Consider the following 22829-nt stretch of genomic DNA (forward strand, 5'->3'; position numbering starts at 1 on the left):
TTCCATTCTAACATAAATCACAACTCATATCCGCACTTTTCTTTAAAAAATTACATTTTATTATAAAACACTCATTAATGTTCGTCTTTTACTACCGACAAATATCTGGATAAAACAAAAAAATGAGCATCAAGTTTCACTTGATGCTCACCTCATTATACCGCTTTTTCTTTATCTGCTACTTGCTCTTCCCAGCACTCTGTATTTTTCAGACCTGGAATTGAATTCGCATAGAAGACTGGATCTTTTCCTTGTTTCTTTTGCTTTACGTAATCTGATAACGCTGCAAAAGCATACTTAGAAAGGAATACGATTGCAACTAAGTTAATAACAGCCATAATACCCATGAATAAATCTGCTAAATCCCAAACGATTTGAATTGTTGCTACAGAACCTAACATAACCATACCAAGTACAGCAATGCGGTATGCATTTAATAGTACTTTACTTCCATTTAAGAATTCAATATTTGTTTCACCATAGTAGTAGTTACCTACTAATGAACTGAATGCAAACAAGAAGATTGCCACTGCTACAAATATAGAAGCCCATGGACCGATATGTTGACTTAACGCCTGCTGCGTTAATTGAATACCATTTAAATCAGCTGCATTATGCACATCTGATAAAAGAATGATAAATGCTGTACAACTACAAATTAATAATGTATCTGTAAATACCCCTAAAGTTTGAATGAAACCTTGTTTAACTGGGTGCGTTACGTTTGCAGTCGCAGCCGCGTTCGGCGCACTACCCATACCAGCTTCATTTGAGAATAATCCGCGTTTTACCCCTAGTAAAATCGCAGCTCCTAATCCCCCACCTACTACTTCTTTAATTCCGAAAGCATGTAAGAAAATTTCTTTAAACACATATGGAATTGCCGTAATGTTTGTTACAACAACGAATAATGCCACTGCTACATAAATGATTGCCATTACTGGAACGATCATTTCAACCGCGCGAGCAATTCGTTTTACTCCGCCGAAAATAATAACTGCAAGTAGACCAGCCATTACAAGACCTACTAATCTACTATCTGTTTTGAATGCCCCATCAAAAGCAGCTGCTACAGTATTAGATTGTACAGCGTTAAAAATTAACCCGAAACTTACTGTTATTAATACAGAGAAAATAGCTCCAAGCCAGCGTTTATTTAAACCCTTTTCCATATAATACGCTGGGCCACCACGGAACGTATTCCCATCTTTTACTTTATAAATTTGCGCTAATGTGCTCTCTACAAATGCAGAAGCACCCCCAATTACCGCGATTAACCACATCCAAAATACTGCGCCTGGTCCACCTGCTGAAATTGCGATAGCTACACCAGCTAAGTTACCAGTACCTACACGAGAAGCTGTACTCATACAAAAAGCTTGGAACGATGATACACCGCTCTTCTCTTTTTGTGCTTTCCTCGTTTTCGAACTTGCCCCATCCCCAAGCAATCGAATCATTTCACCGAAGTAACGAACTTGGACAAATTTCACACGAAACGAAAAGTAAAGTCCTAACCCAATTAACATCGCAATAATGATATATGACCAAAGGACATTATTTATATCCCCAATTACCTTAGCTAAAAAATCCATAATTGCATTGCCCCCTCTTCCTAACAATAAGAAAATTATATTCTAAAAACTTTAAACAATCAACAATTTTCGACAAAAAAATGTTAGGTTTTCTAACATGTAATTGTTACCAAACATAACATCATTATTTTAGAAAAATGAACAAACTAAATTCAACCTTATTTCATTAAACCATTTGACAAACACACCTAACTGTAACTATAATGATTACATCGGGTTGTAACAAACCTAATTACAATACATTCATTCACTTTCAGATATACACGTTAACAAAACACTTTGGAGGGATTTATTATGAAAATCGGAATTATCGGAGCAACTGGTAAAGCAGGAAGTCGTATTTTAAAAGAAGCATTAGATCGCGGACATGAAGTAACTGCAATCGTAAGAAATGCTGCAAAAATTACAGAAGAAAACGTAAAGGTTTTAGAGAAAGACGTATTCGCTCTTACATCTAACGACTTACAAGCATTCGACGTAGTTGTAAATGCATTTGGTGCTCCAGCAGGACAAGAACACCTTCACGTAGATGCAGGAAACGTACTTATTGAAGCGATGAAAGGTGCACCTAACACAAAATTACTTGTAGTCGGCGGCGCTGGAAGCTTATTTGTAGACGAAGAGAAAACAACACGTGTATTTGAGACACCAGGTTTCCCAGGCGAATACCTTGCAACAGCTCAAAACCAAGGTAAAAACTTAGAAATCCTGCAACAAACTAACGATATTACTTGGACATTCATCAGCCCTTCTGCACTATTTGCATTAGGAAAACGCACAGGTTCTTATACAGCTGGCAAAGACAACCTGCTTGTTAACTCAAAAGGCGATAGCTACGTAAGTTACGAAGACTTCGCAGTAGCAGCACTTGATGAAATCGAAAATCCAAAACATGTAAACGAACGCTTCACAGTTGTTTCTGAAGCTGAGTAATAAAAAAAGCTCGTAAAACGTTATGTTTTACGAGCTTTTTTTATTATTGCACTTGTTCTAAACCACTTGGAGTAATTTTAAAGGAAATTTCTTTAAACTTTTTCTTATCTCCTTTTCCAACGAACTCACTATTTTTGTACCAGCTTAAACGATCTGATTCGGCATGATACACTTTTACTACATCACCATACTCAAACACCATACCATTTACTTGTTTCGCAAAATTCTGCGACGTTTCTTGTCCTTCTGCTGTTACATGCTTTTTCTCATTATTATTTTGATCATATAATGTAATTCCCATATATAATTCATTATTAAAGTAACTATGAATTTGTTCATTTGTATACGTTACATGTAGTTTCTTATCATCATGATTTAACGTTACAATAGAACGAACAACATTACTAAGCCCTTGGTATACAATGCTATCTCCATATGTTACTTCTACAGGTACTTCCGTCACTTTCTTATTTCCAAAACGATCTTTCGTTTCTACTTTGACTTTTTGTTCACCGATTTTTGTTGTATTTGGCTTTTCTACAAAACCTACTACTTCTCCATCTTTCATTTGAACAAAGTCTTTTGCATTTAATTTTTCAGCGTCTGTTCCGATGACTACTTTTTGCGGTACTGCCGTTACTTCTTGCAACATATCCATTTTCTCGAAACCTTTTTCTGTCACTTTAAAGAACACTTCATGTACACCATACTGCGTATCCACTAGTTCGTTCTTTTTGTACACTTTAAATCTATCAAACTCTCTTTGATACACTTTTACGATATCCCCATATTCAAAGGCCGTTCCATTAAATTGTTCTGCAAATACTTTCGTATTCTCAGATGCTTTTACCGATAAAGCTTTCTTCTCTTTTCCACCTTTATCATATACAGTCATCGCCATATATTGCTCATCTGCAAATGAAGTATGCATTGGTCCTTCTGAATCTGTTATGCTAAATTTCTTTTCTTCATGATTTAATGTAACAATCGATTTAATATTCGTTCCACCATGCCATGTACCGAAGAACATAATACTATCTCCATAAATCACTTCTACAGGTACTTCTGTCACTTGCTTATTTCCAAAACGATCTTTCGTTTCTACTTTGACTTTCTGTTCACCGATTTTTGTTGTATTTGGCTTTTCTACAAAACCTACTACTTCTCCATCTTTCATTTGAACAAAGTCTTTTGCATTTAATTTTTCAGCGTCTGTTCCGATGACTACTTTTTGCGGTACTGCCGTTACTTCTTGCAACATATCCATTTTCTCGAAACCTTTTTCTGTCACTTTGAAGAATAGTTCTTTTGTTCCTTTTTGCTCACCTTGACCAGTAAGAGTATTATTTTGATACCATTTCAAACGATCCGGTTCCGCATGGAATACTTTCACTACATCTCCATACTCAAACTGCGTACCATTCACTTGTTCTGCAAAGTTCTTTGAAGTTTCTTGTCCTTCTGCTGTTACATGTTTTTTCTCTTTTCCTTCTCCATCATATAACGTGATTCCCATGTATAGCTCTTTATTAAAATACTTATGAATCTGGCTATTCATATCAGTCACATGGAATTTCTTCTCCTCATGCTTTAACGTTATAACCGAAGCAATGTTATTGTCATATCCGACATACGCGATACTATCTCCATAAATCACTTCTACAGGTACTTCTGTCACCGCTTTATTTCCTAAACGATCTTTCGTTTCCACTTTTACTTTTTGTTCGCCAATCTTTGTTGTATCCAGCTTTTCTACAAATCCAATTACTTCTCCATCTTTCACTTGAACAAAGTCTTTCGCTTCTAATTTTTCAACATCTGTTCCAATTACTACTTTTTGCGGTACTGCCTTTACTTCCTGTAAACTATCAATTAGTTCATATCCTTGTGGTGTAATTTTAAATAATTTTTCCTTTTTACTATTTGCTTCTCCTTGATCTACAAGTTCATTATCATGATACCATTCTAAATATCGAGGCTGAATATGGTATACCTTAACAATATCCCCGTATTCAAACGACGTTCCATCTAACTCTTTCACGAAATTCTTTAGTCCCTCATGTCCTTCGGCTGAAACATTCTTCTTTTCATTTCCGTTTGCATCATAGATTGTAACACCTACATATTTTTTATCTCGATAACTATGATTCAATATATTTCTTACTAATGTCGCATTAAATTTCTTGTCCTTATGCTGTAAAGTTAGCACCGAGTTTGTATTCCAATATGTTTTAAATAACATACTATCTCCGTATACTCCATTCACAGAAACCGGAACTGAATTAACATTTCCATTTTCATCTATGATCTCTACATATACAATTTGCTTTCCACTTTCCTGTTTAGACCATCTAATTTTTCCGGATACCTTTACATTTTCACCTAAGTTTTGTACTAACTCACTTGCCTTTTCTTCATCTAACTCTTTCCCTGATCCTGTTCCTATTAAAACATCTGGTACTGTATTTACAGCTTCACCATAAGGTGCTTTATATGGTTTCACTTGCGTTTCACGAATAGGGGCACTATCTCTCGATAACCATATTTCGTTTTTCGGTTCAGGCAATTGCAGCTTCCCTACATTTTCTACCGTATCAGGGTCCGCATGTAACCCCCATTTTTCAAAGTATGAAATTAAATTTTGCCCTGCTACTTTTGAGGCCGTATAAATAAATAGTTGTTTCTTCTCTCTATCGGTAACAACTTGATCTATATCTAATAGTGGATAATCTGCATCAGACATTACTCTATACATTTGATGAAGTTTTGGATAAAACTGATCTCCATAGATTAAATGTAACTGCCAAAACATTATAATTGGATCCGAGCTATCAAAATCCTTTTGATCGTTTGGTTTATTAAGATATTCAAAAGCTTGTTCATAACGACCATCTACCTCCATACGAGAGGGATTTCCAAAGCCTGTTTGAACAGCTAAACTGTAAATATTCGCAATTACTTCCTCCATCCCTGCCCATTCCCAAGGTTGTTGCTGATGTAAATGCCCTACTTCATGCCAAGGTCCCCAGCCCTTATTCTTAAACTTGTCGATATCTAATACAAATTCCATCGATTCTTGTGCATATCCCGTGTAATAATTAGTCGCATACATAAAGGGATTCGTTGGATATTTAGCCTCAATAAACTGAACATAATGTTCGCTAGCCTTCGCCATTCCAGGACCATCTTCTGATAATCCAGATAAGTTGTTTTCAATACGAATCGCTTCATCATGTGCCTTCATTAAATCTGTCGGATTTGTTTTTTCCATGTTCTTTTTCACTTTATCGTAACTGGCAGTAATTAAACTTCTTTCCCCTTTTAATTCTATCGCATAAGGATCTTTGTACTTTTTAAGCATTTCATCCCAATCTTTTTTCGTATGTTTCCCTAATATAAATAAAGGAAAATGACTACCACCACTTGTAACAGTTGCAGTAATCTCACCTGTATCATTTAAATTATAAAAGTATAAAATCCCTCCATTAGGAGCTGAAATTATATTTTTCCCCGGCTTTAAATCAAATTCTTTCGGGTCTTCCTTGTCATAACTACGTGTCCCTATGAAAGCCTTAATAGCATGGCTTCCTTTTATTTCAATAGTAATTTCTTCATTTGGCTTCGCATAAATTCCAGTTGGCTCATTAGGCGAAAGTTTATATAAATACTTTAAGCGTTTCCTCTCTTCTTCCACATCGCCTTTCCCCGGCAACTGAAATACTCTCTGCTCAAATTTATTCTCTTTAACCTCTTCTAAATTCCCGCCCTTATTCTCTTCCAAAGGTGCGGCATATCCTTTCGATGCTTCAAAAGCTACTGGTGATAATAATGTAGATATACATATACCAGCTAATAACACCCTACTCGTCTTTTTCTTCGACATAATCTGTGTCCCCTGTTCCTTTATTTAGAGAAACTATCCTATATATTCATTTAATAAACAATCCTATTATTTTTATAAAAACATTTAATGAATAGGCTAACACCTCGCGCACCTGTATCTATTACTACCGCATTCCCCCCATGTATTCGCTTTCTTACATTGTAAAATTTTTATGTAATATGCCCTCCTCACGTCTCTCTATTTGTGATGAGTTCTCTTCGTACATAAAAAGCGAATAGTAAAAGATATACTTTAGTATTGTCATCTATACATCCAAAAATAAAAATAGCAATAGAATCTTACATTTTCTTCATATATGACCATCTATAGGTAGTTTTTCCAACTGAATTTTACACGCTTTCTACTTTGTTTGATAGCCTTCCCAATCAGAATGATGTTACAATTTTGTGAATTTAATTCATTAATCGTAACGTTTAGATTTTATTATATTTTGTTATTTCTAAATAGTTTTTCTACCATTAAAACAGTGTTTTATATAGTGAATAATTATTTTGATATAACTTTAAAATTCATATATAAAAAGCATTGGTTAACACCAATGCTTTCATCCTTACCTTTTATATTGATTCGGTTTATGTGGTTCGTTTGGAGTATGTGGTTTATTATTATCATGACCATTTCCTTTTTTCCAACTCACTGATAACTCCGGACTTGTTTCTTCTTCACTACGCTCAAGTAATACAACTGCATTTTGAATTGTTGGTGTACCTTTATGTGCAATCCCTTGTAGCTTCGTTAATTTCCCTATTACTTTAAAGCTAAAACCACCAGCTGGTGTTTGTTTCGGAATTAAAATGCGGAACTTTTCTCCTACATTAAATTCTGTTTTTGTTTCGCCTTTTTCATTTACAAATTTCGCTCCTGCTGGTGCACCTGTTGCTTGCACTTTATACGTTCCACTTTTTGCATTTGTTTCTACTGTATATAAGCCTGTTTCAAAGAAATCATTTTTTAATACTGCTTCTTGTTCTTCTGTAGGAGTTACACTCATTGTAATTTCTTGTAACTCTTCACTAGCGCTTGCTTTTGCAACGATATCTTTCGTTACCTTTTCTACATTTTTATTGCGGAAATCTAAATCATTAATATCGATTTGCTTTAAAGCATTCCATACTGCAAGCTGCGTTGCATAATGAGCTTCTCTCCAATCAGAAACACCTAATTCTTGCGGGCTCTTTTGTGGATATCCATTTAATAATACACGGTATACGTTAATATCCACTTTCCCCATTTCCGGTAAATCTTGACCGCTTGGAGATTTTAAATCTACATTTAAGCAAAAAGCAATTTTGCCATCTGCCGTTTTAATAAGCTCTGTTCGGATTGGTTTCTTCTTAGACTTACTATAACTCCAATCCATTTGATACTTTGTATGGTCCATCACTTCTGCGAATGCTTTTTGAAGCGGGAATAACACAAATAAAACACTTAAAAACATAGCTAAAAGTTTGAACGATTGCTTTATATTCATGTTTACAGCCCCTTATAACAAACTTGATACTAAGTAGTATTTATTTAGAAACTATTTTTATGCAAAAAAAAGAGTGCTTTTACGCACTCTTCTTTCTTACCCTAATCTTAGAAATCGAAGTTATCAGGATCTGGACCAACGCGGTGATTTTGGTTTAACGCATCGATTTTTTCCATATCTTCTTTCGTTAATTCAAAGTTAAATACATCAGCATTTGCAATGATGCGGTGTTCTTTCGTTGATTTTGGAATTGTAATTACTCCATTTTGAAGATCCCAACGTAAAATCACTTGCGCTGTTGTTTTGCCGTGTTTCTCAGCAATCTCTTGTAATGTTTCGTTATCTAATAATTGACCTTGCATTAATGGTGACCATGCTTCCATTTGAATACCTTGTTCTTTACAGAAAGCTTGTAGTTCTTTTTGTGTTAAACGAGGGTGGTATTCTACTTGGTTAATCATTGGTTTAATTTCTGCATCTTTCATTACATCTTGTAAGTGATGGATTTGGAAGTTACTTACACCAATTGCACGTACGCGCTTTTCTTTATAAAGTGTTTCTAACGCTCTCCACGTATCTTTATATTTTCCTTCTGAAGGCCAGTGAACAAGATATAAATCTAAATAATCTAGTCCTAATTTTTTTAGACTCTCTTCGTATGCAGCGATTGTTGTTTCATATCCTTGGTCAGCGTTCCACACTTTTGAAGTGATAAATAAATCTTCTCTTGAAATACCAGTTGCTTCGATACCTGCACGAATTCCTTCACCTACAGCTTTTTCATTTCCGTAAATTGCAGCTGTATCAATGCTGCGGTACCCTGCTTTAATTGCTGATTTTACAGCTTCTACAAGTTCTGGTCCTTCTTCTACTTTAAATACACCTAAACCGAACCAAGGCATTTCTACACCGTTATTTAATACTGCTTTACTTTGTAAGTTTTTCATTTTATTTTCTCTCCTTTTATTTTACTTGATCTCTTTTTTCTAATGTCATGCTCCACGCTGTTAAAATAACAGCGGCTACTACCATAAGGCCGCCTACCCAAGCAGTATGGATTAATCCTAACGAATTCGTTACAAGGCCACCTATATAAGAACCTAAAGCGATTCCTCCGTTAAATGCGGCAATATTAATTGCTGAAGCAACATCCACCGCACTCGGAACAAAACGCTCTGCCAATATAACTACATATACTTGTAGCCCCGGAACATTCATAAATGCGAATAGTCCCATGAAAATAATTGTGATTAATCCAGCTACTTTAAATGGCGCTGTAAATGTTAAAACAAATAATATAATCGCTTGAATTAAGAACATGTAAAATAGCGCTCGAATCGGATTATGATTCGATAATTTTCCGCCAACCATATTCCCTATCGCAATTGCAATTCCATACACTAATAAAATGATGGTAACGGTACTTGCTTCAAATCCTGTTACTTCTTGTAATAATGGAGATAAATACGTAAATGTTACGAATGTACCGCCGTATCCAAGTGCAGTAATAATGAAAACTAGTAATAGTCTTCCGTTTTTAATGAGTTTGAATTGATCACGAAACGATACAGGTACACCATTTTTTAAATTAGATGGGACTAGTATGCTGTTTGCGATAAAAGCAATAATTCCAATTACGACAATCGCCATAAATGACGCTCTCCAGCCAAATTGTTGACCGATAAACGTTCCAATTGGCACACCTGTAATAGTCGCAACTGTTAATCCAGTAAACATAATGGCAATGGCGCTAGCACGTTTATTCTCTGGGACGATTGCGGCCGCAATTGTAGATCCTATCGACATAAACACACCATGTGCAAAAGCAGATACAATCCTTGCGATAATTAATATAGTGAAACTTGTTGCTACTGCCGCGATCCCATTACCAATAATGAAAATAACCATAATCCACATTAATAATGTCTTTCTCGACATACTAGCCGTTAGCGCTGTTAAAACAGGAGCTCCTACTGCCGCCCCTAACGCATATAGGGAAACAGTTAAACCAGCTGTTGTAACCGAAACATTTAAATCTTTTGAAATAGATGGTAATAAACCGACACTAATAAACTCGGTCGTCCCAATTCCAAATGCACTAATTGCTAGTGCTAATAAAGCAAACATACTTCTTCGATTCGTCTGAACTTCCGAAGATGGTACTGTATATGAACTCAATTGAATTCCTCCTTATTACAAGAAATCCAATCATAATAGTGCGATAAAAAGGCCCTTTTATCTTCTAAAAAAATATATTTAATCTCTACAAATGCTATTATGAATGGTTTCATTCTTTTTTTGAAGAACGCACTTTAAAGTACGATAGGCACCAAAAAGTAACATAGTCACTTTTCAGTACCGTACTACTCATTTGCCTCTTACATGTGCTATTATGAAACATATTTAACATGATAAAAAGTACGTACTTTAAAGTGCTATAGGTACTAAAAAGTAACATTTGTATGATTTAACTTATTTTACTCACAATGGGAGGGTTTCATATGAAGCAATACAATATTCCTGTAGAGGCAACTTTAGAAGTTATCGGCGGCAAATGGAAAGTTGTTATCCTTTGTCACTTAACGAAAGGTACAAAGAGAACGAGTGAATTAAAACGCTCAATGCCTGGTATTACACAAAAAATGTTAACACAGCAATTACGTGAATTAGAAGACGACGGCGTTATTCAAAGAAAAGTATACAACCAAGTCCCGCCAAAAGTAGAATATTCTCTTACTGATTACGGTTGGTCTTTAGAATCCATTCTTGATTCTCTTTGTTCTTGGGGCGAATGCCATCTTGAAAAAGAAGGTAAGACATCGATGCTAATTGCGGAAGGTGAATAATAGGAAAAAGGAAAAAACGAACATGAATTTGTTCATTTTTTCCTTTTTTTCTTATTATATATGTACATTTCTAACTGAAACAAAATATTTTATACGCTTTCATACCTTGTCAGTACTACGTTATACGCTCGATATCAAATAATTAGGAATCATTTTTATGTTAACATAGGTGTATATAGTATATAATATAGGATATATATTATATACACTTTCCGGTAACGGAGCTTTTCCATTATGCGGACAAGCCATATATCGGACAGTTCATAAATAATAAGTAAGACGTTATGGTTTTAGATTTATGTTTGCAACTTAGTTGCTGTCATAAATTTAAAGGCATTTTATTGTGTTTTGTGAAACTTTGTGTAAAGTTTCGTAACCGTTTACTATCTTACTTATCAAAAATAAGAGTATTGCTATCGTAAAGGAGAATTGGAGATGCCAGAAACTATGACTCAAACAAAGCCAGAACAAGAAACTGTACAAATTTCTGCTAGCCAAGGACAACTTGATGTACTTGATCAGTTGTTAAAACCTGAGGTACAAGAATCATTAACAACACTAGTAGAACAGCTTCCAAAATTAACTGAGCTTGTTAACATTTTAACTAAGTCTTATGACTTCGCTCAAACTGTTGCTACTGATGAAGTATTAAAAAGCGACACTGTTGGTGCAATCACAGAGCTTGTAGAACCTGTAAAAGATACAGTAAAAAGCATGGCTGCTACTGCGATCGAAGCGAAAGATCGTGCTGACGAAAGCAACGAAGTTATCGGCCTATTCGGTCTTTTAAAATTACTAAAAGATCCACAAGCACAAAAAATGTTCCGCTTTGTGAACGCATATCTTCAAATTAGTGCAGAACGTAACAATAAATAAGTTAACTTATAACAACAATTAGTAAAGACGGGGGATATCATACTATGTCAAAACAAATTGTCATCTTAGGCGCTGGTTATGGCGGTCTTCTTGCCGCTTTAAACGTACGTAAATATTACAGCAAATCAGAAGCACAAGTTACAGTGATTAACCAATACCCAACACACCAAATCATCACTGAACTACACCGCCTTGCAGCTGGTAACGTGTCTGAGCAAGCAGTTGCAATGCCACTTACAAAGCTTTTCAAAGGTAAAGATATTGATCTTAAAATCGCAACAGTTGAGTCATTCTCAGTTGATAGCAAAGAAATCAAATTAGCTGGCGGCACTACTTTATCTTACGATGCACTTGTAGTTGCTTTAGGAAGTAAAACTGCTTACTTCGGTATTCCAGGACTAGAAGAAAACAGCATGGTATTAAAATCTGCTGCTGATGCAAACAAAATCTACAAACACGTTGAAGACCGTATTCGTGAATACGCGAAAACGAAAAACGAAGCTGATGCTACAATCGTAATCGGTGGTGGCGGATTAACTGGCGTTGAGCTAGTTGGTGAGCTTGCTGACATTATGCCTAAACTTGCAAAAAGCCACGGTGTAAATCCAAAAGAAGTTAAACTTCTTCTTGTTGAAGCAGGTCCAAAAATCCTTCCAGTATTACCAGACCACTTAATCGAACGTGCAACTACTAGCCTAGAAGCACGCGGCGTTACATTCTTAACTGGTCTTCCTGTAACAAACGTTGCTGGCAATGAAATTGACTTAAAAGACGGTCAAAAACTTGTTGCTAACACATTCGTTTGGACGGGCGGCGTTCAAGGTAACCCACTAATCGGTGAATCAGGTCTTGAAGTAAACCGTGGTCGTGCAACAGTTGATGCATACCTACAATCTACTTCTCACAAAAACGTATTCGTTGCTGGAGACAGCGCTGTTGTCTTCGCTCCAGACGGACGTCCATACCCACCAACTGCACAAATCGCTTGGCAAATGGGTGAGTTAATTGGATACAACTTATACGCAGCACTAGAAGGCAAAGCATTCGAAGAGTTCGCACCTGTAAACTCTGGAACACTTGCTAGTCTAGGACGTAAAGATGCTGTTGCTACAATCGGAGCAAGCAATACTCCACTTAAAGGCTTACCAGCATCATTAATGAAAGAAGCAAGTAACGTTCGTTACTTATCACACATTAAAGGTCTATTCAGCTTAGCTTACTAATCTGAATATAAGCCCGAATCATGCCCTGCATGGTTCGGGCTATTTTTATCCCACTTTAATGGGCAGTAAGACCCCCCACCTCAAAATTCAGCGAAAGCAAAGCAGTTAGTTGGGGGATCAACTGCCCATAAAAGTCCGATTGGTGAGGGCTAATAATCAGTGGGGATGAGGAAAACCCCCACTGATTAAAGTTTCACTTTATCCGTAATTTTCTCTAACTTATTTATTCGGCAGAAGAATAATATAACCCTTTTAATTATCTAAATTTACTGATTATTTTATGTCCAAATTGTGTATACGAAAAGATGGAAGTATTCTTCCTACTCCCATCCTTTCACACAAACTATTCGCCTAACTTCACAAGACTGTAATTCTTCTTCCCTTTACGAATAATAATGAATCGTCCATCAAATGAATTCTCTACCGTAACATCCGTACCTACATCCGTTACTTTTTCGCCATTCATAGAAATAGCTCCGTTATTAATATCTTCACGCGCTTGTCGTCTAGATGGTTCAATACCTAAATCAACTAGCCATTCTACAATGTTTTTCGTCTCTTTTGAAGACTGGAATGTTGGCATTTCTTTAAAGCCTTGTTCAATTTCATCAGCTGTTAACGATTTAATATCTCCGCTAAATAACGCTCCTGTAATTTTCACAGCTTGTAGCAATGCTTCCTCTCCATGAACGAATTTCGTCATTTCTTCCGCTAATACTTTTTGCGCTTCACGTTTATGAGGCTCTGTTTCTACCTTCACTGCCAATTCATCGATGCGCTCTTTCGTTAAGAATGTAAAGTATTTCAAGTATTTAACGACATCACGGTCATCTGTATTTACCCAGAACTGGTAAAATTCAAATGGTGTTGTTTTTTCAGGATCAAGCCAAACTGCACCACCTGCTGATTTACCAAACTTCGTACCATCTGATTTCAATAATAACGGAATCGTCAATCCAAATACTTTTGCTTCGTGCCCTTCTAACTTACGAATTAAATCTAAGCCACTCGTAATATTCCCCCATTGGTCACTACCGCCAATTTGCAGTTGAACATCTTCTTTCGTGTATAAATGATGGAAGTCCATCGCTTGCAAAATTTGGTACGTAAATTCTGTGAAAGAAATTCCTGTATCTAAACGACTTGCTACGATGTCCTTTGCTAACATGCTATTAATGCTAAAGTTTTTCCCGTAATCACGTAAAAACTCAATAATATTTATTTCATGAGTCCAATCGTAGTTATTTACCATCTTCACTTCGCTATTTCCGCCAAAATCAAATAGCTTTTTCATTTGCGCTGTTAATGCATCTACATTATGCTGAACTACTTCTAACGTTTGAAGTTGACGCTCTGATTGACGTCCACTCGGATCACCGATTGTTCCTGTTGCACCGCCAATTAAAATAACTGGATGATGGCCGGCTAACTGGAATCTTTTCATCATCATAAACGGAATCAAATGTCCAATATGCATACTATCACCAGTCGGATCAACTCCGCAGTATAGCGAAATCTTTTTCTCTTCTACTAGCTTACGTAAACCTTCTTCGTCAGTCTGTTGATTAACAGCACCGCGCCATTCTAATTCATCAATGATATTCATCTTTTGTCATCCCCTTTATTTTTTAAAAACAAAAAGTCCCTATGTCTATGACATAGGGACGATGATTCACCGTGTTACCACCCAGTTTGTATAAATAGCATAGCTACTCATACCACTCTTAGCAATAATATCGATTGCCAATCCGCTTAGCATTACCTAAGATACTCCAGAGTGTAATTCGCAAATTTGTTTGTGCTAGGTTCCAGCATCCCCTAGCTCTCTCATTAACAGTGACAAACTGCTACTGGGCTCTTTCAACGTATGTTATTTGTTAAATTATTAGCCATTATATTGAATTGAAAACAAATTGTCAACAATACCCAAATGTTATTTTAAAATAATTCGCAGTTTCATACGTATATGTTATTCTTTATCTTCTCCAATAATCCTTACTTCACGCTCTAACTTCACGCCAAATTTCTCTTCAACTGTTTTTTGTACGAAGTGAATTAAGTCGATGTAATCTTGTGCTGTTCCGTTATCAACATTTACCATAAATCCAGCGTGTTTTAAAGAAACTTCCACTCCACCAATTCGCTTACCTTGTAACCCTGAGTCTTGAATCAATTTACCAGCAAAGTTATTTGGTGGGCGTTTAAATACACTACCACATGAAGGATATTCTAGAGGCTGTTTTGATTCACGTTTAAACGTTAAATCATCCATTTTTGCTTTAATTTCTTCATGTACACCTTCTTCAAGTTCAAATCTCGCTTCAAGAATAATGTAATGGTTGTTCGCAAATACACTCTTACGATATCCAAATTCAAATGCTTCTTTCGTCAAAGTACGTAGCTCTCCATCACCTGTCATTACGACAGCTTCTGTTAATACATACGAAATTTCACCGCCGTATGCACCTGCATTCATATATAATGCTCCGCCAACTGAACCTGGAATACCACAAGCAAACTCAAGCCCCGTTAAGTTATGTTCTAGTGCAATACGTGATACGTCAATAATTGCTGCACCGCACTGTGCTACAATCGTCGTTCCTGTTACAGTAACACCTGTAATATGAATTAAACTTACTGTAATCCCGCGAATTCCACCATCTTTAATAATAACATTCGATCCATTTCCTAAAAACGTAACTGGAATATTATATTTGTTCGCATATTTAATAACTTCTTGAATTTCATCATAATTTGTCGGCGCAACGAACACATCTGCTTTTCCACCAACTTTAATATGCGTATGATTCTTTAACATTTCATCTTGTTTCACATGACCTTCAGGCAATACCGTACTTAAATATTCATAAACCTCTTGCATATTCATTTTACGATTCCTCTATTTCTATATTCTTTTTATCCCGTTATACGGGCCCATAATATCCCCACATACATGAACGAACTTAAAGTGGTGGATACAGTGTACCCAAAATCAATTCGAGACACCTATTAACCTCTTAATTTATAAGAGGTGCCACTCATATTAAAATATATATTGCATAATAAAGCAACCCAAATGGGCTACTAAACTTGACATGTCATCAGAAAGACAACAATTTGTAAAATATATTACTTTTTCAAAACACTACCCTTCAGTATCTTACTATACCACACGAAAATAAAGTGGTATTTTTTTGTAATCTTTACTTTATTTTCATCAACAAAAAAGATGCTTTTACATAGGTAAAGGCATCTTTTTCATTACTTATTTTAAATTACTTTTCGTTCTCTTCTTTTTCTTTATCAAACCATAACAGTTCATCGTTATCCACTTCACCATTATAATTGATTAAGATTTCTTCTCCTGCTTTTATATCTTTATAAGCATAGAAGTTAAATGTATGATTCTCAAAGACAATATCATACGTCGCATTCGGTGTATATGAATGATTGAATAACATGCCGTATCCTAAAAGGATTGCCGTATGATTAATCCCATACTCAAATGCGTAGTCAGCAAGTAATGTTTTCTCAATGTGTTCATGCTGTTCATTCGGATAAGAGATAACTGGCGCTGCGTGTATCAACTCACCTTTTTTAATATCACGAGTTGCAAATACACCTCTATTAAATTCTCCATCACTAAGTTCAGAAGTCTTAACTTCGATCATATACGTCACCTTTTTAATTCTTTCTTTGAAGTATTTTAATTCCGCTATTAGCTGAATTTCATCTTCTTAAGCTTGGCAGAAAACGAGCAGAAAAGCAATTAAAATCCGAGCAAGTCTTCGTTTAAATGAAAAAAGGGCACAAACGTTGTGCCCTTTTTAAGTGATATTACTTTTCTAAAATATCTTCTAACAATTTCACTTGCTCGCTAACAGTATGTAATGTCTTCACCGATGTATCATTTCGATGCTTTTCTTCTTCCACACTTGCTAACACTTCTTCTGTAGCCGCAGAAGTTTGCTGTATTACATTGGAAGCATGTGTAACATCCTTTACGATATTCGTCGTTTTAACTTGGAAACTTTCTTGATGACCAACAATTTCTCGCATTACATCATTAATTTCATCAATAAATTTCCCTAAATCCGTTACATTTGTTAAAACACTTACTAACATTTCATTACATTCTTCTTGTACTCTTTCTGATTTCGCTACTTGCACTTCTACCTTACTTGCTTGATTACTAAACTCCTTCAAAATCCCTTGAATTCTTCCCGCAGAACGATTCGATTCCTCAGCAAGCTTTAATACTTCATTCGCTACAATCGCAAATCCTTTCCCATGCTCACCTGCTCTTGCAGCTTCAATATTTGCATTTAAAGCTAGTAAACTCGTCTGACTTGAAATATTCGTTATTACATCTACAATCTCATTAATTTGCTTCGATTGCATCATTAAATCTCTAAATATAACTCCTGATTGTGAAATAACATCATTTAAACTTTTCATATTTGCTTCAAAGTTTCTTAAAGTATGTACACTACCCTTTGAAATTTCTAAGCTTTCATCAACACGAATCGATGCATTTCTTACTTGAGAAATGATTTGTTCAATATTTCCTTCCATATCGTTCAATACTTCTACTGAACGTGACATCATCTCTGATTGTGATTGTGTACCAACTGCTACCTCTTCAAAAGCAAAATTAATGTCACTCATCGACTCCATCGATGTATTCATATTTTCTCTTAAACAATTGAAATTACGATCTAGTTTCACAACTGTTTCTTCAATAAGCCTTTGCGTCTCTTCTAGCTCCTGAGCTTTTCTCATTACTTCTTGCTTCTCATCACTTAAACGAGCCAGTAGGTTAGAACCAATTTTCGTGACGCCCCACATAGCGATTGTTACGATTGCTAACAAGCTTGCGAAGTTTGCAGCTTCAGATGCAGCTGTATAAGCAAAAAATTGCTCTGGCCAATAACTACAAAGGATAAATGTGATTACAACTGCCACTCCGCCTAGAATTACAACGAGGCGTTCACTTAAATAAATAAGTGAAACGGCTAGTGTAAAATAGACCATTTGAAATACAGCTGGGCTTTCATTAAAAGCTTGTACCATAATGAAAGACATCATAAGCAACATAAATGTCATGATATATTTATACGTCGTTTCCATGCTTTTTATAAAAGTAAGAAGTGTTCCAAATACAACGACAGAAATGCCACAAACCCAAAACGCGATTGCTCTCTCTGTAAAAATATATCCGTAATACCCAATTGCGATGATTCCAAGGAAGAAACTACAAATCGTAATAAACAGCAATAAATGATTTTTCTGTGATTCTTTCTCAAGGTTAGAAAAACAAGTTTTCTTTAACCATTCCATATATAGTCCCACCTTCTGCACTTAATTACTTCAGCTTAAATACCGCACTCACTGGGTTATGATCACTATTTTCAAACTTTAAATCTTTTCCTTGCACATTTACAATTTCAACATTCGGTGAAACGATAAAGCCATCAATAATCGTGACGAAGTTTTCACCTTCTACATATTTCTTCACATCGTCTCTCACTGTCATAACAGACGGGTCTACAGCCCATTTAAATCCACCATCAGTAAAGTCCTTCGGTAACTCTACTAACCACTCAGGACGCTCCTTCACAAACTTCGGATCACTTAATTGAACGTCAGAAACTAATTGATTCCAATCTCCGCCCATTATTACGTAATCACCTTTTTCATAATGCTTGTTCATATATTCTTTTAAAAACTCTACTTGCTGTTTTCTAATTTTCCCGCCTTCATCGTACGCAGACAAATGTAAGTTTACAAGTCTAACATGCTTTCCATTATTAACAGGGATTGTATGTTCAACAATCGCCCGATCTAAATCAAATAAACGCTTCGGCCAAGGCTCCATTCCAGGAAGCTGGAATCTCTTCGCTTCTTGAACAGTGTATTTAGAAAACGTACTTAATCCAGCCTCCGCATATCCCATTGGATTTGTTATTGGTACTGGAACCCATTTCGTATCGTAGTTCTTGCCAAATGACGAAGCATAATCAGGTAATCCTTTTTTCAAAAATTCATGTTCATTTACATCAAAAGATCGCATTGATTTTATATCAACTTCTTGTAACAACGCAAAATCACTATTCTCATTTTGTAAAAACGAAAACATATTCTTTAGGTTAACTTCCGTTTGCTCTTTACTACTTGAACCAGATCCCTTTCCCCCATCCATAAAGAAATCTTGGTCCTTATCTAATCCAGCATATCCAATATTAAATGTTGTAACTTTAAATTCATTTCCTGTCGCTAATACGCGCTCTTTATTATTTTCCACCTTCAAACTTACAACATCAGCAGGCTGCTCTTTAGTAAGTGTCATATACCCTAAAAAAACACCTACCACTCCCAATGCTACTAAAATACATATAAGTACTATTTTTAATAATTTCTTCAAATAAACGCCCCTTTTCTAAAACACACAACTTAATTTTCCTTATTTTCAGTTAACTAAAACTGAATGACAACATACGAAATATTTTATCACACCAAAAACCTTATATCACTATATTTAGTTTATAAGCAATATTTCTTACTCTTACATTATCAAAAATACAAAATGCTCCAACTCCTTCACTGGAAATCAAGCGGAATGTTTAGTACACTATATGTAATAATCATAGGCGATGGAGTTCGCCATAAACGCTGCTTAGCTAATGACTCCTACCAGTATAACTACTGGTAGGAGTCTATTTTTTTGAGCAAGCTATTTAAAGAGGTGAGAAAATTGATTTATATTATCGTCGGCATTGCCGGTATATTAGGAGCCCTTTCTCGTTATTATTTAGGTCTTACTATTCATGAATTTTGGCATCATACATTTCCACTAGCTACATTACTGATTAACTTAGCCGGATGCTTCTTATTAGCTTGGCTGACTACGTATATCGCTAAGCTCAACATCTTACCTTCAGATGTAATCACAGGCATTGGGACTGGATTCATCGGTTCTTTTACGACGTTTTCAACATTTAGTGTAGAGACTATTCAATTGATCAATCATTCTGAGTGGGGCATAGCCTTCTTATATGTATCATGCAGCATACTTGGTGGCCTCATTATGTCTGGACTTGGCTATACACTAGGTAATTTCTTACTTAAGAAACATCTTACGGAAGGTGATCACTTATGATAGAAGCTTTATTAGTCGCAACAGGGGGATTTTTCGGTGCGATTACGCGATTTGCAATTAGCAATTGGTTTAAAAAAAGAAATAAAACTTCCTTTCCAATTGCTACATTTCTCATTAATATAACAGGAGCGTTTTTACTCGGATATATAATTGGCAACGGAGTCACTACAGGTTGGCAATTATTATTAGGTACTGGATTTATGGGTGCCTTCACGACATTCTCGACGTTTAAACTAGAATCTGTTCAGCTTCTCAATCGTAAAAGCTTTAGCACATTCCTTTTATACTTAAGCGCTACTTACATAGTTGGTATCCTCTTCGCATTCCTTGGAATGCAGCTAGGCGGAATATAAAAAAGCGACTCTTATCAGTCGCTTTCTTTCATAAGAAATAAGTCCCACCATATGGAATGGAAAAGAAACTAGCTGGATACACATCATAATGCACACTTTGCATCGGAAATTGTGAGTATGGCATATACTGCCCCTGCATCATTTTTGCAAATTGTGCTTGTTGCTGCATTTGAATCACTTGATTCACAGCATGAATGGTCTCCTGCGCCCCAGCAAGTGTAATAGCTGCTCCCACTTGTCTACCTCTATAAAAATAATAATTCATTATGATTCAGCTCACTTATTATTTTTCTTCCATATCGTATGTTTCTATTTCGTGGTGAGTGTTTTATTTCAATTAACGGATTCCCTACTATAGCTCTTCCAAACGGTTATTTTGTGCCAAAGTATGCCTTTTGGAACATACACATTCTTATCGCATTATGATAGTTACCGTCAACGAAAAATTCGTCTAACAGTTCACCTTCTACCATAAATCCAACCTTTTTATAAACATGTACCGCTTTTTCATTTTCCTTATCCACCACTAAATAAATCTTATGCATATTTAATACAGAAAAAGCATAATCCATCGCTAAACGCGTCGCTTCCGCTGCATAACCATATCCTTGATAATTTGGATCAATAATAATTTGGAATTCTGTTCTACGGTGAATATAATCGATTTCCACTAACTCGACTAATCCAACCATTTCATTGTCTTTTTCAACGATAAATCGGCGTTCGCTTTGATCATGTATATGTTTATCGTATAAGTCTTGTAGCTCCACAAATGCCTCATACGGCTCTTCAAACCAATACGACATAATATGTGCATTATTATTCAGTTCGTGTACAAACTTTAAATCTTCTCGCTCTAGTGGACGCAATTTCAATTCCTGATTCATTTCTATAACCTCCAAGTAAAAGAAACCTCTTCACTTAATTTCTCAATTTTTTTCAATTTCAAACGCCCTATTTACATTGTAAACTTTCAAGTAACTTGAAGGTCAAGATGAAAAAAGTAGTGCAAACTTATGTCTGCACTACTACTCTTTTCTCAAATCTCTCATATTTGATATGTATAAAGCGATAACTAAAATAAGAATTGCTCCTGCGTATAATAACGTCTCCATCGGTTCCTCATGAGACACAATAATTAATCGAATTAACGCCGTGATTCCAATATAAATAAAATAACGTAACGGAAAATGGTAGTTCGACTTAAAATACTTAATAATCAATGCGATGAACTCGAAGTATAAGAAATAGACGATAATACTTTCAACTAATTTATATGACGTATACTTCTTCGCTGAAAATATGTATTGAATAAAAGTAATCGTCTCGTTAATTAAAAAAATAGATAAGACAATGGATAATATAATTAACGCTATATTTAATATCCACTGTAAAACACTCGCGATAAAATGATCAATATTAAATGATTTCATTTTCTCATTAAACTCCCCTTCGTATAAGTACATATTTATTATAGCAAAATTATAATTGGAGGTGGGTTAAATCATAGGTTCGTCCTTTGTTGGTGCCAGTGTGTGGGATGTTCATTGTTTTGAGGAGTCTTTTGACAGTCGCACTCGATTGAACGTTAAGAAATTTCTTCAACTGCATATTTGTACAAGTGTCACCAATAAGAAGTACGTAATCTTTTAAAGCAAATTCATGCGCCACTTTAGAGATAGCTTTACAGTTCGAACAATACCAGCCTTTTTTCAATTTAAACATTGGTAGTACAGAACATACCTCACATTGTACACCGTGTAACAACTCTTCTTTTTTAATTTTAAATTGTTCAAGAATATTTTGCCGTAATGGAGCATGGTTGGCTACTATTTGACGAATAAGAATATCTACATTTTTTATAGCTTTTTTCTTATATTTACTCTCAAACCATTTGATTTTATTAGGTAAATTTGCACTGTGGATAATTGTATTAAGGAGATTATCATCTGAAGCTTTAATAATAGTTCGGGGGTTACTAATCACAACAAGTGATTCAATTGGAAAACGAGAAAATCCATTTAGACTCAACCATTTCCTAAGCTGTTCCTCTTGTCTTTTCACTTGTAGAATTGGATCTGGAAAGCCTTCTGAATTTCCCTCTGATATTCTAATAAGTTGATTAAACTTTGAATCAAATAGTAACGTACCTGCTATATTTTTTATTTCGAGGAAAAGAAGAAAATATGCTGAAATGATAATCGTATCAATTTGAAAATGGTAATTTTGATCAAACAACCTTATATCGTGCAAAATACGATATTTTTCCTCCGAGAGAAAACTTAGCGGATAATTAATAGCTTGTTCACCTTTATAACCAGCCTTATGCTTCGCTAAACTTTCTACAATCATATCTCGTTTCGGATGATGAGCTGGTAATCGCCTAAATAACGCTTCTAATTGCCGTAAATAAATCGGTATTTGCCGTTCTTTCACAATCATCTTTAGTCCTCCCCAAAATATATCGAC

General features: G+C 35.5%; 20 protein-coding genes, 1 riboswitch and 1 other annotated feature. Of the genes, 6 read left to right on the top strand and 14 right to left on the bottom strand.

The window, feature by feature from the left end:
• Window positions 1-155 precede the first annotated feature (155 nt).
• A complete protein-coding gene (locus RCJ96_RS23620) occupies window positions 156-1595 on the bottom strand; it encodes an alanine/glycine:cation symporter family protein (RefSeq protein ID WP_000346383.1) in 1440 nt (479 codons plus the stop codon).
• A 294-nt stretch (window positions 1596-1889) separates the two neighbouring features.
• On the opposite strand from RCJ96_RS23620, the gene RCJ96_RS23625 reads away from it, so the two are divergent.
• Window positions 1890-2528, top strand: coding sequence for an NAD(P)-dependent oxidoreductase (locus tag RCJ96_RS23625; RefSeq protein ID WP_000689887.1), 639 nt, complete (start codon window positions 1890-1892; stop codon window positions 2526-2528).
• A 43-nt stretch (window positions 2529-2571) separates the two neighbouring features.
• Here RCJ96_RS23625 and RCJ96_RS23630 read toward each other — a convergent pair whose 3' ends face one another.
• From RCJ96_RS23630 to RCJ96_RS23645, 4 genes are all read right to left on the bottom strand, one after another.
• Complete coding sequence (locus RCJ96_RS23630; protein WP_416504314.1) at window positions 2572-6411, bottom strand: putative mucin/carbohydrate-binding domain-containing protein; 3840 nt, start codon at window positions 6409-6411, stop codon at window positions 2572-2574.
• Window positions 6412-6982: 571 nt separating this feature from the next.
• Window positions 6983-7903: a thioester domain-containing protein gene (locus RCJ96_RS23635; protein WP_074606990.1), complete on the bottom strand. Its 921-nt coding sequence runs from the start codon at window positions 7901-7903 to the stop codon at window positions 6983-6985.
• A 107-nt stretch (window positions 7904-8010) separates the two neighbouring features.
• A complete protein-coding gene (locus RCJ96_RS23640; RefSeq protein WP_000793541.1) occupies window positions 8011-8850 on the bottom strand; it encodes an aldo/keto reductase in 840 nt (279 codons plus the stop codon).
• A 16-nt stretch (window positions 8851-8866) separates the two neighbouring features.
• Entirely contained in the window at window positions 8867-10030 is a 1164-nt protein-coding gene (locus RCJ96_RS23645) for an MFS transporter (protein ID WP_002037401.1), read from the bottom strand.
• 374 nt (window positions 10031-10404) lie between these two features.
• On the opposite strand from RCJ96_RS23645, the gene RCJ96_RS23650 reads away from it, so the two are divergent.
• From RCJ96_RS23650 to RCJ96_RS23660, 3 genes are all read left to right on the top strand, one after another.
• A complete protein-coding gene (locus RCJ96_RS23650) occupies window positions 10405-10749 on the top strand; it encodes a winged helix-turn-helix transcriptional regulator (RefSeq protein ID WP_000816344.1) in 345 nt (114 codons plus the stop codon).
• 435 nt (window positions 10750-11184) lie between these two features.
• Window positions 11185-11625, top strand: a complete 441-nt coding sequence (locus RCJ96_RS23655) for a DUF1641 domain-containing protein (RefSeq protein ID WP_001115309.1) — start codon at window positions 11185-11187, stop codon at window positions 11623-11625.
• A 44-nt stretch (window positions 11626-11669) separates the two neighbouring features.
• The gene (locus tag RCJ96_RS23660; RefSeq protein WP_000043204.1) at window positions 11670-12848 is read left to right on the top strand and encodes an NAD(P)/FAD-dependent oxidoreductase; all 1179 of its coding nucleotides are present in this window, start codon (window positions 11670-11672) and stop codon (window positions 12846-12848) included.
• Between the two features lie 343 nt (window positions 12849-13191).
• Here the strand turns inward: RCJ96_RS23660 and tyrS are convergent, their stop codons facing one another.
• From tyrS to RCJ96_RS23685, 5 genes are all read right to left on the bottom strand, one after another.
• Window positions 13192-14454: a tyrosine--tRNA ligase gene (gene tyrS / locus RCJ96_RS23665; protein WP_074606988.1), complete on the bottom strand. Its 1263-nt coding sequence runs from the start codon at window positions 14452-14454 to the stop codon at window positions 13192-13194.
• Window positions 14455-14505: 51 nt separating this feature from the next.
• Window positions 14506-14721 (bottom strand) — a binding site (T-box leader).
• Between the two features lie 96 nt (window positions 14722-14817).
• Window positions 14818-15735: a UDP-N-acetylmuramate dehydrogenase gene (gene murB / locus RCJ96_RS23670; protein ID WP_001057091.1), complete on the bottom strand. Its 918-nt coding sequence runs from the start codon at window positions 15733-15735 to the stop codon at window positions 14818-14820.
• Between the two features lie 388 nt (window positions 15736-16123).
• Window positions 16124-16519 (bottom strand): SET domain-containing protein, encoded by a 396-nt coding sequence (locus RCJ96_RS23675; protein ID WP_000573649.1) that lies wholly within the window; start codon window positions 16517-16519, stop codon window positions 16124-16126.
• A gap of 166 nt (window positions 16520-16685) precedes the next feature.
• Window positions 16686-18188: a DUF4077 domain-containing protein gene (locus tag RCJ96_RS23680; protein WP_416504313.1), complete on the bottom strand. Its 1503-nt coding sequence runs from the start codon at window positions 18186-18188 to the stop codon at window positions 16686-16688.
• 25 nt (window positions 18189-18213) lie between these two features.
• On the bottom strand, window positions 18214-19272 hold the full coding sequence (locus tag RCJ96_RS23685; protein ID WP_416504312.1) for an endonuclease/exonuclease/phosphatase family protein: 1059 nt from the start codon (window positions 19270-19272) through the stop codon (window positions 18214-18216).
• Window positions 19273-19488: 216 nt separating this feature from the next.
• Window positions 19489-19548, top strand: a riboswitch (Fluoride riboswitch).
• 54 nt (window positions 19549-19602) lie between these two features.
• Here RCJ96_RS23685 and crcB (RCJ96_RS23690) point away from each other — a divergent pair.
• Window positions 19603-20007, top strand: coding sequence for a fluoride efflux transporter CrcB (crcB, locus tag RCJ96_RS23690; protein ID WP_411470209.1), 405 nt, complete (start codon window positions 19603-19605; stop codon window positions 20005-20007).
• Window positions 20004-20360: a fluoride efflux transporter CrcB gene (crcB, locus tag RCJ96_RS23695; protein WP_000568597.1), complete on the top strand. Its 357-nt coding sequence runs from the start codon at window positions 20004-20006 to the stop codon at window positions 20358-20360. Before crcB (RCJ96_RS23690) ends, crcB (RCJ96_RS23695) begins: the two co-directional genes overlap by 4 nt.
• Before the next feature lie 28 nt (window positions 20361-20388).
• Here the strand turns inward: crcB (RCJ96_RS23695) and RCJ96_RS23700 are convergent, their stop codons facing one another.
• From RCJ96_RS23700 to RCJ96_RS23715, 4 genes are all read right to left on the bottom strand, one after another.
• Entirely contained in the window at window positions 20389-20628 is a 240-nt protein-coding gene (locus RCJ96_RS23700) for a DUF3947 family protein (protein WP_270796367.1), read from the bottom strand.
• A gap of 103 nt (window positions 20629-20731) precedes the next feature.
• On the bottom strand, window positions 20732-21247 hold the full coding sequence (gene speG / locus RCJ96_RS23705) for a spermidine N1-acetyltransferase (RefSeq protein ID WP_001071086.1): 516 nt from the start codon (window positions 21245-21247) through the stop codon (window positions 20732-20734).
• Window positions 21248-21388: 141 nt separating this feature from the next.
• On the bottom strand, window positions 21389-21793 hold the full coding sequence (psiE, locus tag RCJ96_RS23710) for a phosphate-starvation-inducible protein PsiE (RefSeq protein WP_000834703.1): 405 nt from the start codon (window positions 21791-21793) through the stop codon (window positions 21389-21391).
• A gap of 49 nt (window positions 21794-21842) precedes the next feature.
• Window positions 21843-22802: a nuclease-related domain-containing protein gene (locus RCJ96_RS23715; RefSeq protein WP_074606978.1), complete on the bottom strand. Its 960-nt coding sequence runs from the start codon at window positions 22800-22802 to the stop codon at window positions 21843-21845.
• Window positions 22803-22829 lie beyond the last annotated feature (27 nt).

It is taken from the genome of Bacillus sp. BSL6, assembly GCF_052928345.1.

Coding starts and splice junctions, on each gene's coding strand:
- RCJ96_RS23675 (WP_000573649.1), bottom strand. CDS start 16,519: ATGATCGAAGTTAAGACTTCTGAACTTAGTGATGGAGAATTTAATAGA.
- crcB (WP_000568597.1), top strand. CDS start 20,004: ATGATAGAAGCTTTATTAGTCGCAACAGGGGGATTTTTCGGTGCGATT.
- RCJ96_RS23680 (WP_416504313.1), bottom strand. CDS start 18,188: ATGGAATGGTTAAAGAAAACTTGTTTTTCTAACCTTGAGAAAGAATCA.
- murB (WP_001057091.1), bottom strand. CDS start 15,735: ATGAATATGCAAGAGGTTTATGAATATTTAAGTACGGTATTGCCTGAA.
- speG (WP_001071086.1), bottom strand. CDS start 21,247: ATGAATCAGGAATTGAAATTGCGTCCACTAGAGCGAGAAGATTTAAAG.
- RCJ96_RS23635 (WP_074606990.1), bottom strand. CDS start 7,903: ATGAATATAAAGCAATCGTTCAAACTTTTAGCTATGTTTTTAAGTGTT.
- psiE (WP_000834703.1), bottom strand. CDS start 21,793: ATGAAATCATTTAATATTGATCATTTTATCGCGAGTGTTTTACAGTGG.
- RCJ96_RS23715 (WP_074606978.1), bottom strand. CDS start 22,802: ATGATTGTGAAAGAACGGCAAATACCGATTTATTTACGGCAATTAGAA.
- tyrS (WP_074606988.1), bottom strand. CDS start 14,454: ATGAATATCATTGATGAATTAGAATGGCGCGGTGCTGTTAATCAACAG.
- RCJ96_RS23660 (WP_000043204.1), top strand. CDS start 11,670: ATGTCAAAACAAATTGTCATCTTAGGCGCTGGTTATGGCGGTCTTCTT.
- RCJ96_RS23655 (WP_001115309.1), top strand. CDS start 11,185: ATGCCAGAAACTATGACTCAAACAAAGCCAGAACAAGAAACTGTACAA.
- RCJ96_RS23620 (WP_000346383.1), bottom strand. CDS start 1,595: ATGGATTTTTTAGCTAAGGTAATTGGGGATATAAATAATGTCCTTTGG.
- RCJ96_RS23650 (WP_000816344.1), top strand. CDS start 10,405: ATGAAGCAATACAATATTCCTGTAGAGGCAACTTTAGAAGTTATCGGC.
- RCJ96_RS23640 (WP_000793541.1), bottom strand. CDS start 8,850: ATGAAAAACTTACAAAGTAAAGCAGTATTAAATAACGGTGTAGAAATG.
- RCJ96_RS23645 (WP_002037401.1), bottom strand. CDS start 10,030: ATGTTTGCTTTATTAGCACTAGCAATTAGTGCATTTGGAATTGGGACG.
- RCJ96_RS23625 (WP_000689887.1), top strand. CDS start 1,890: ATGAAAATCGGAATTATCGGAGCAACTGGTAAAGCAGGAAGTCGTATT.
- RCJ96_RS23630 (WP_416504314.1), bottom strand. CDS start 6,411: ATGTCGAAGAAAAAGACGAGTAGGGTGTTATTAGCTGGTATATGTATA.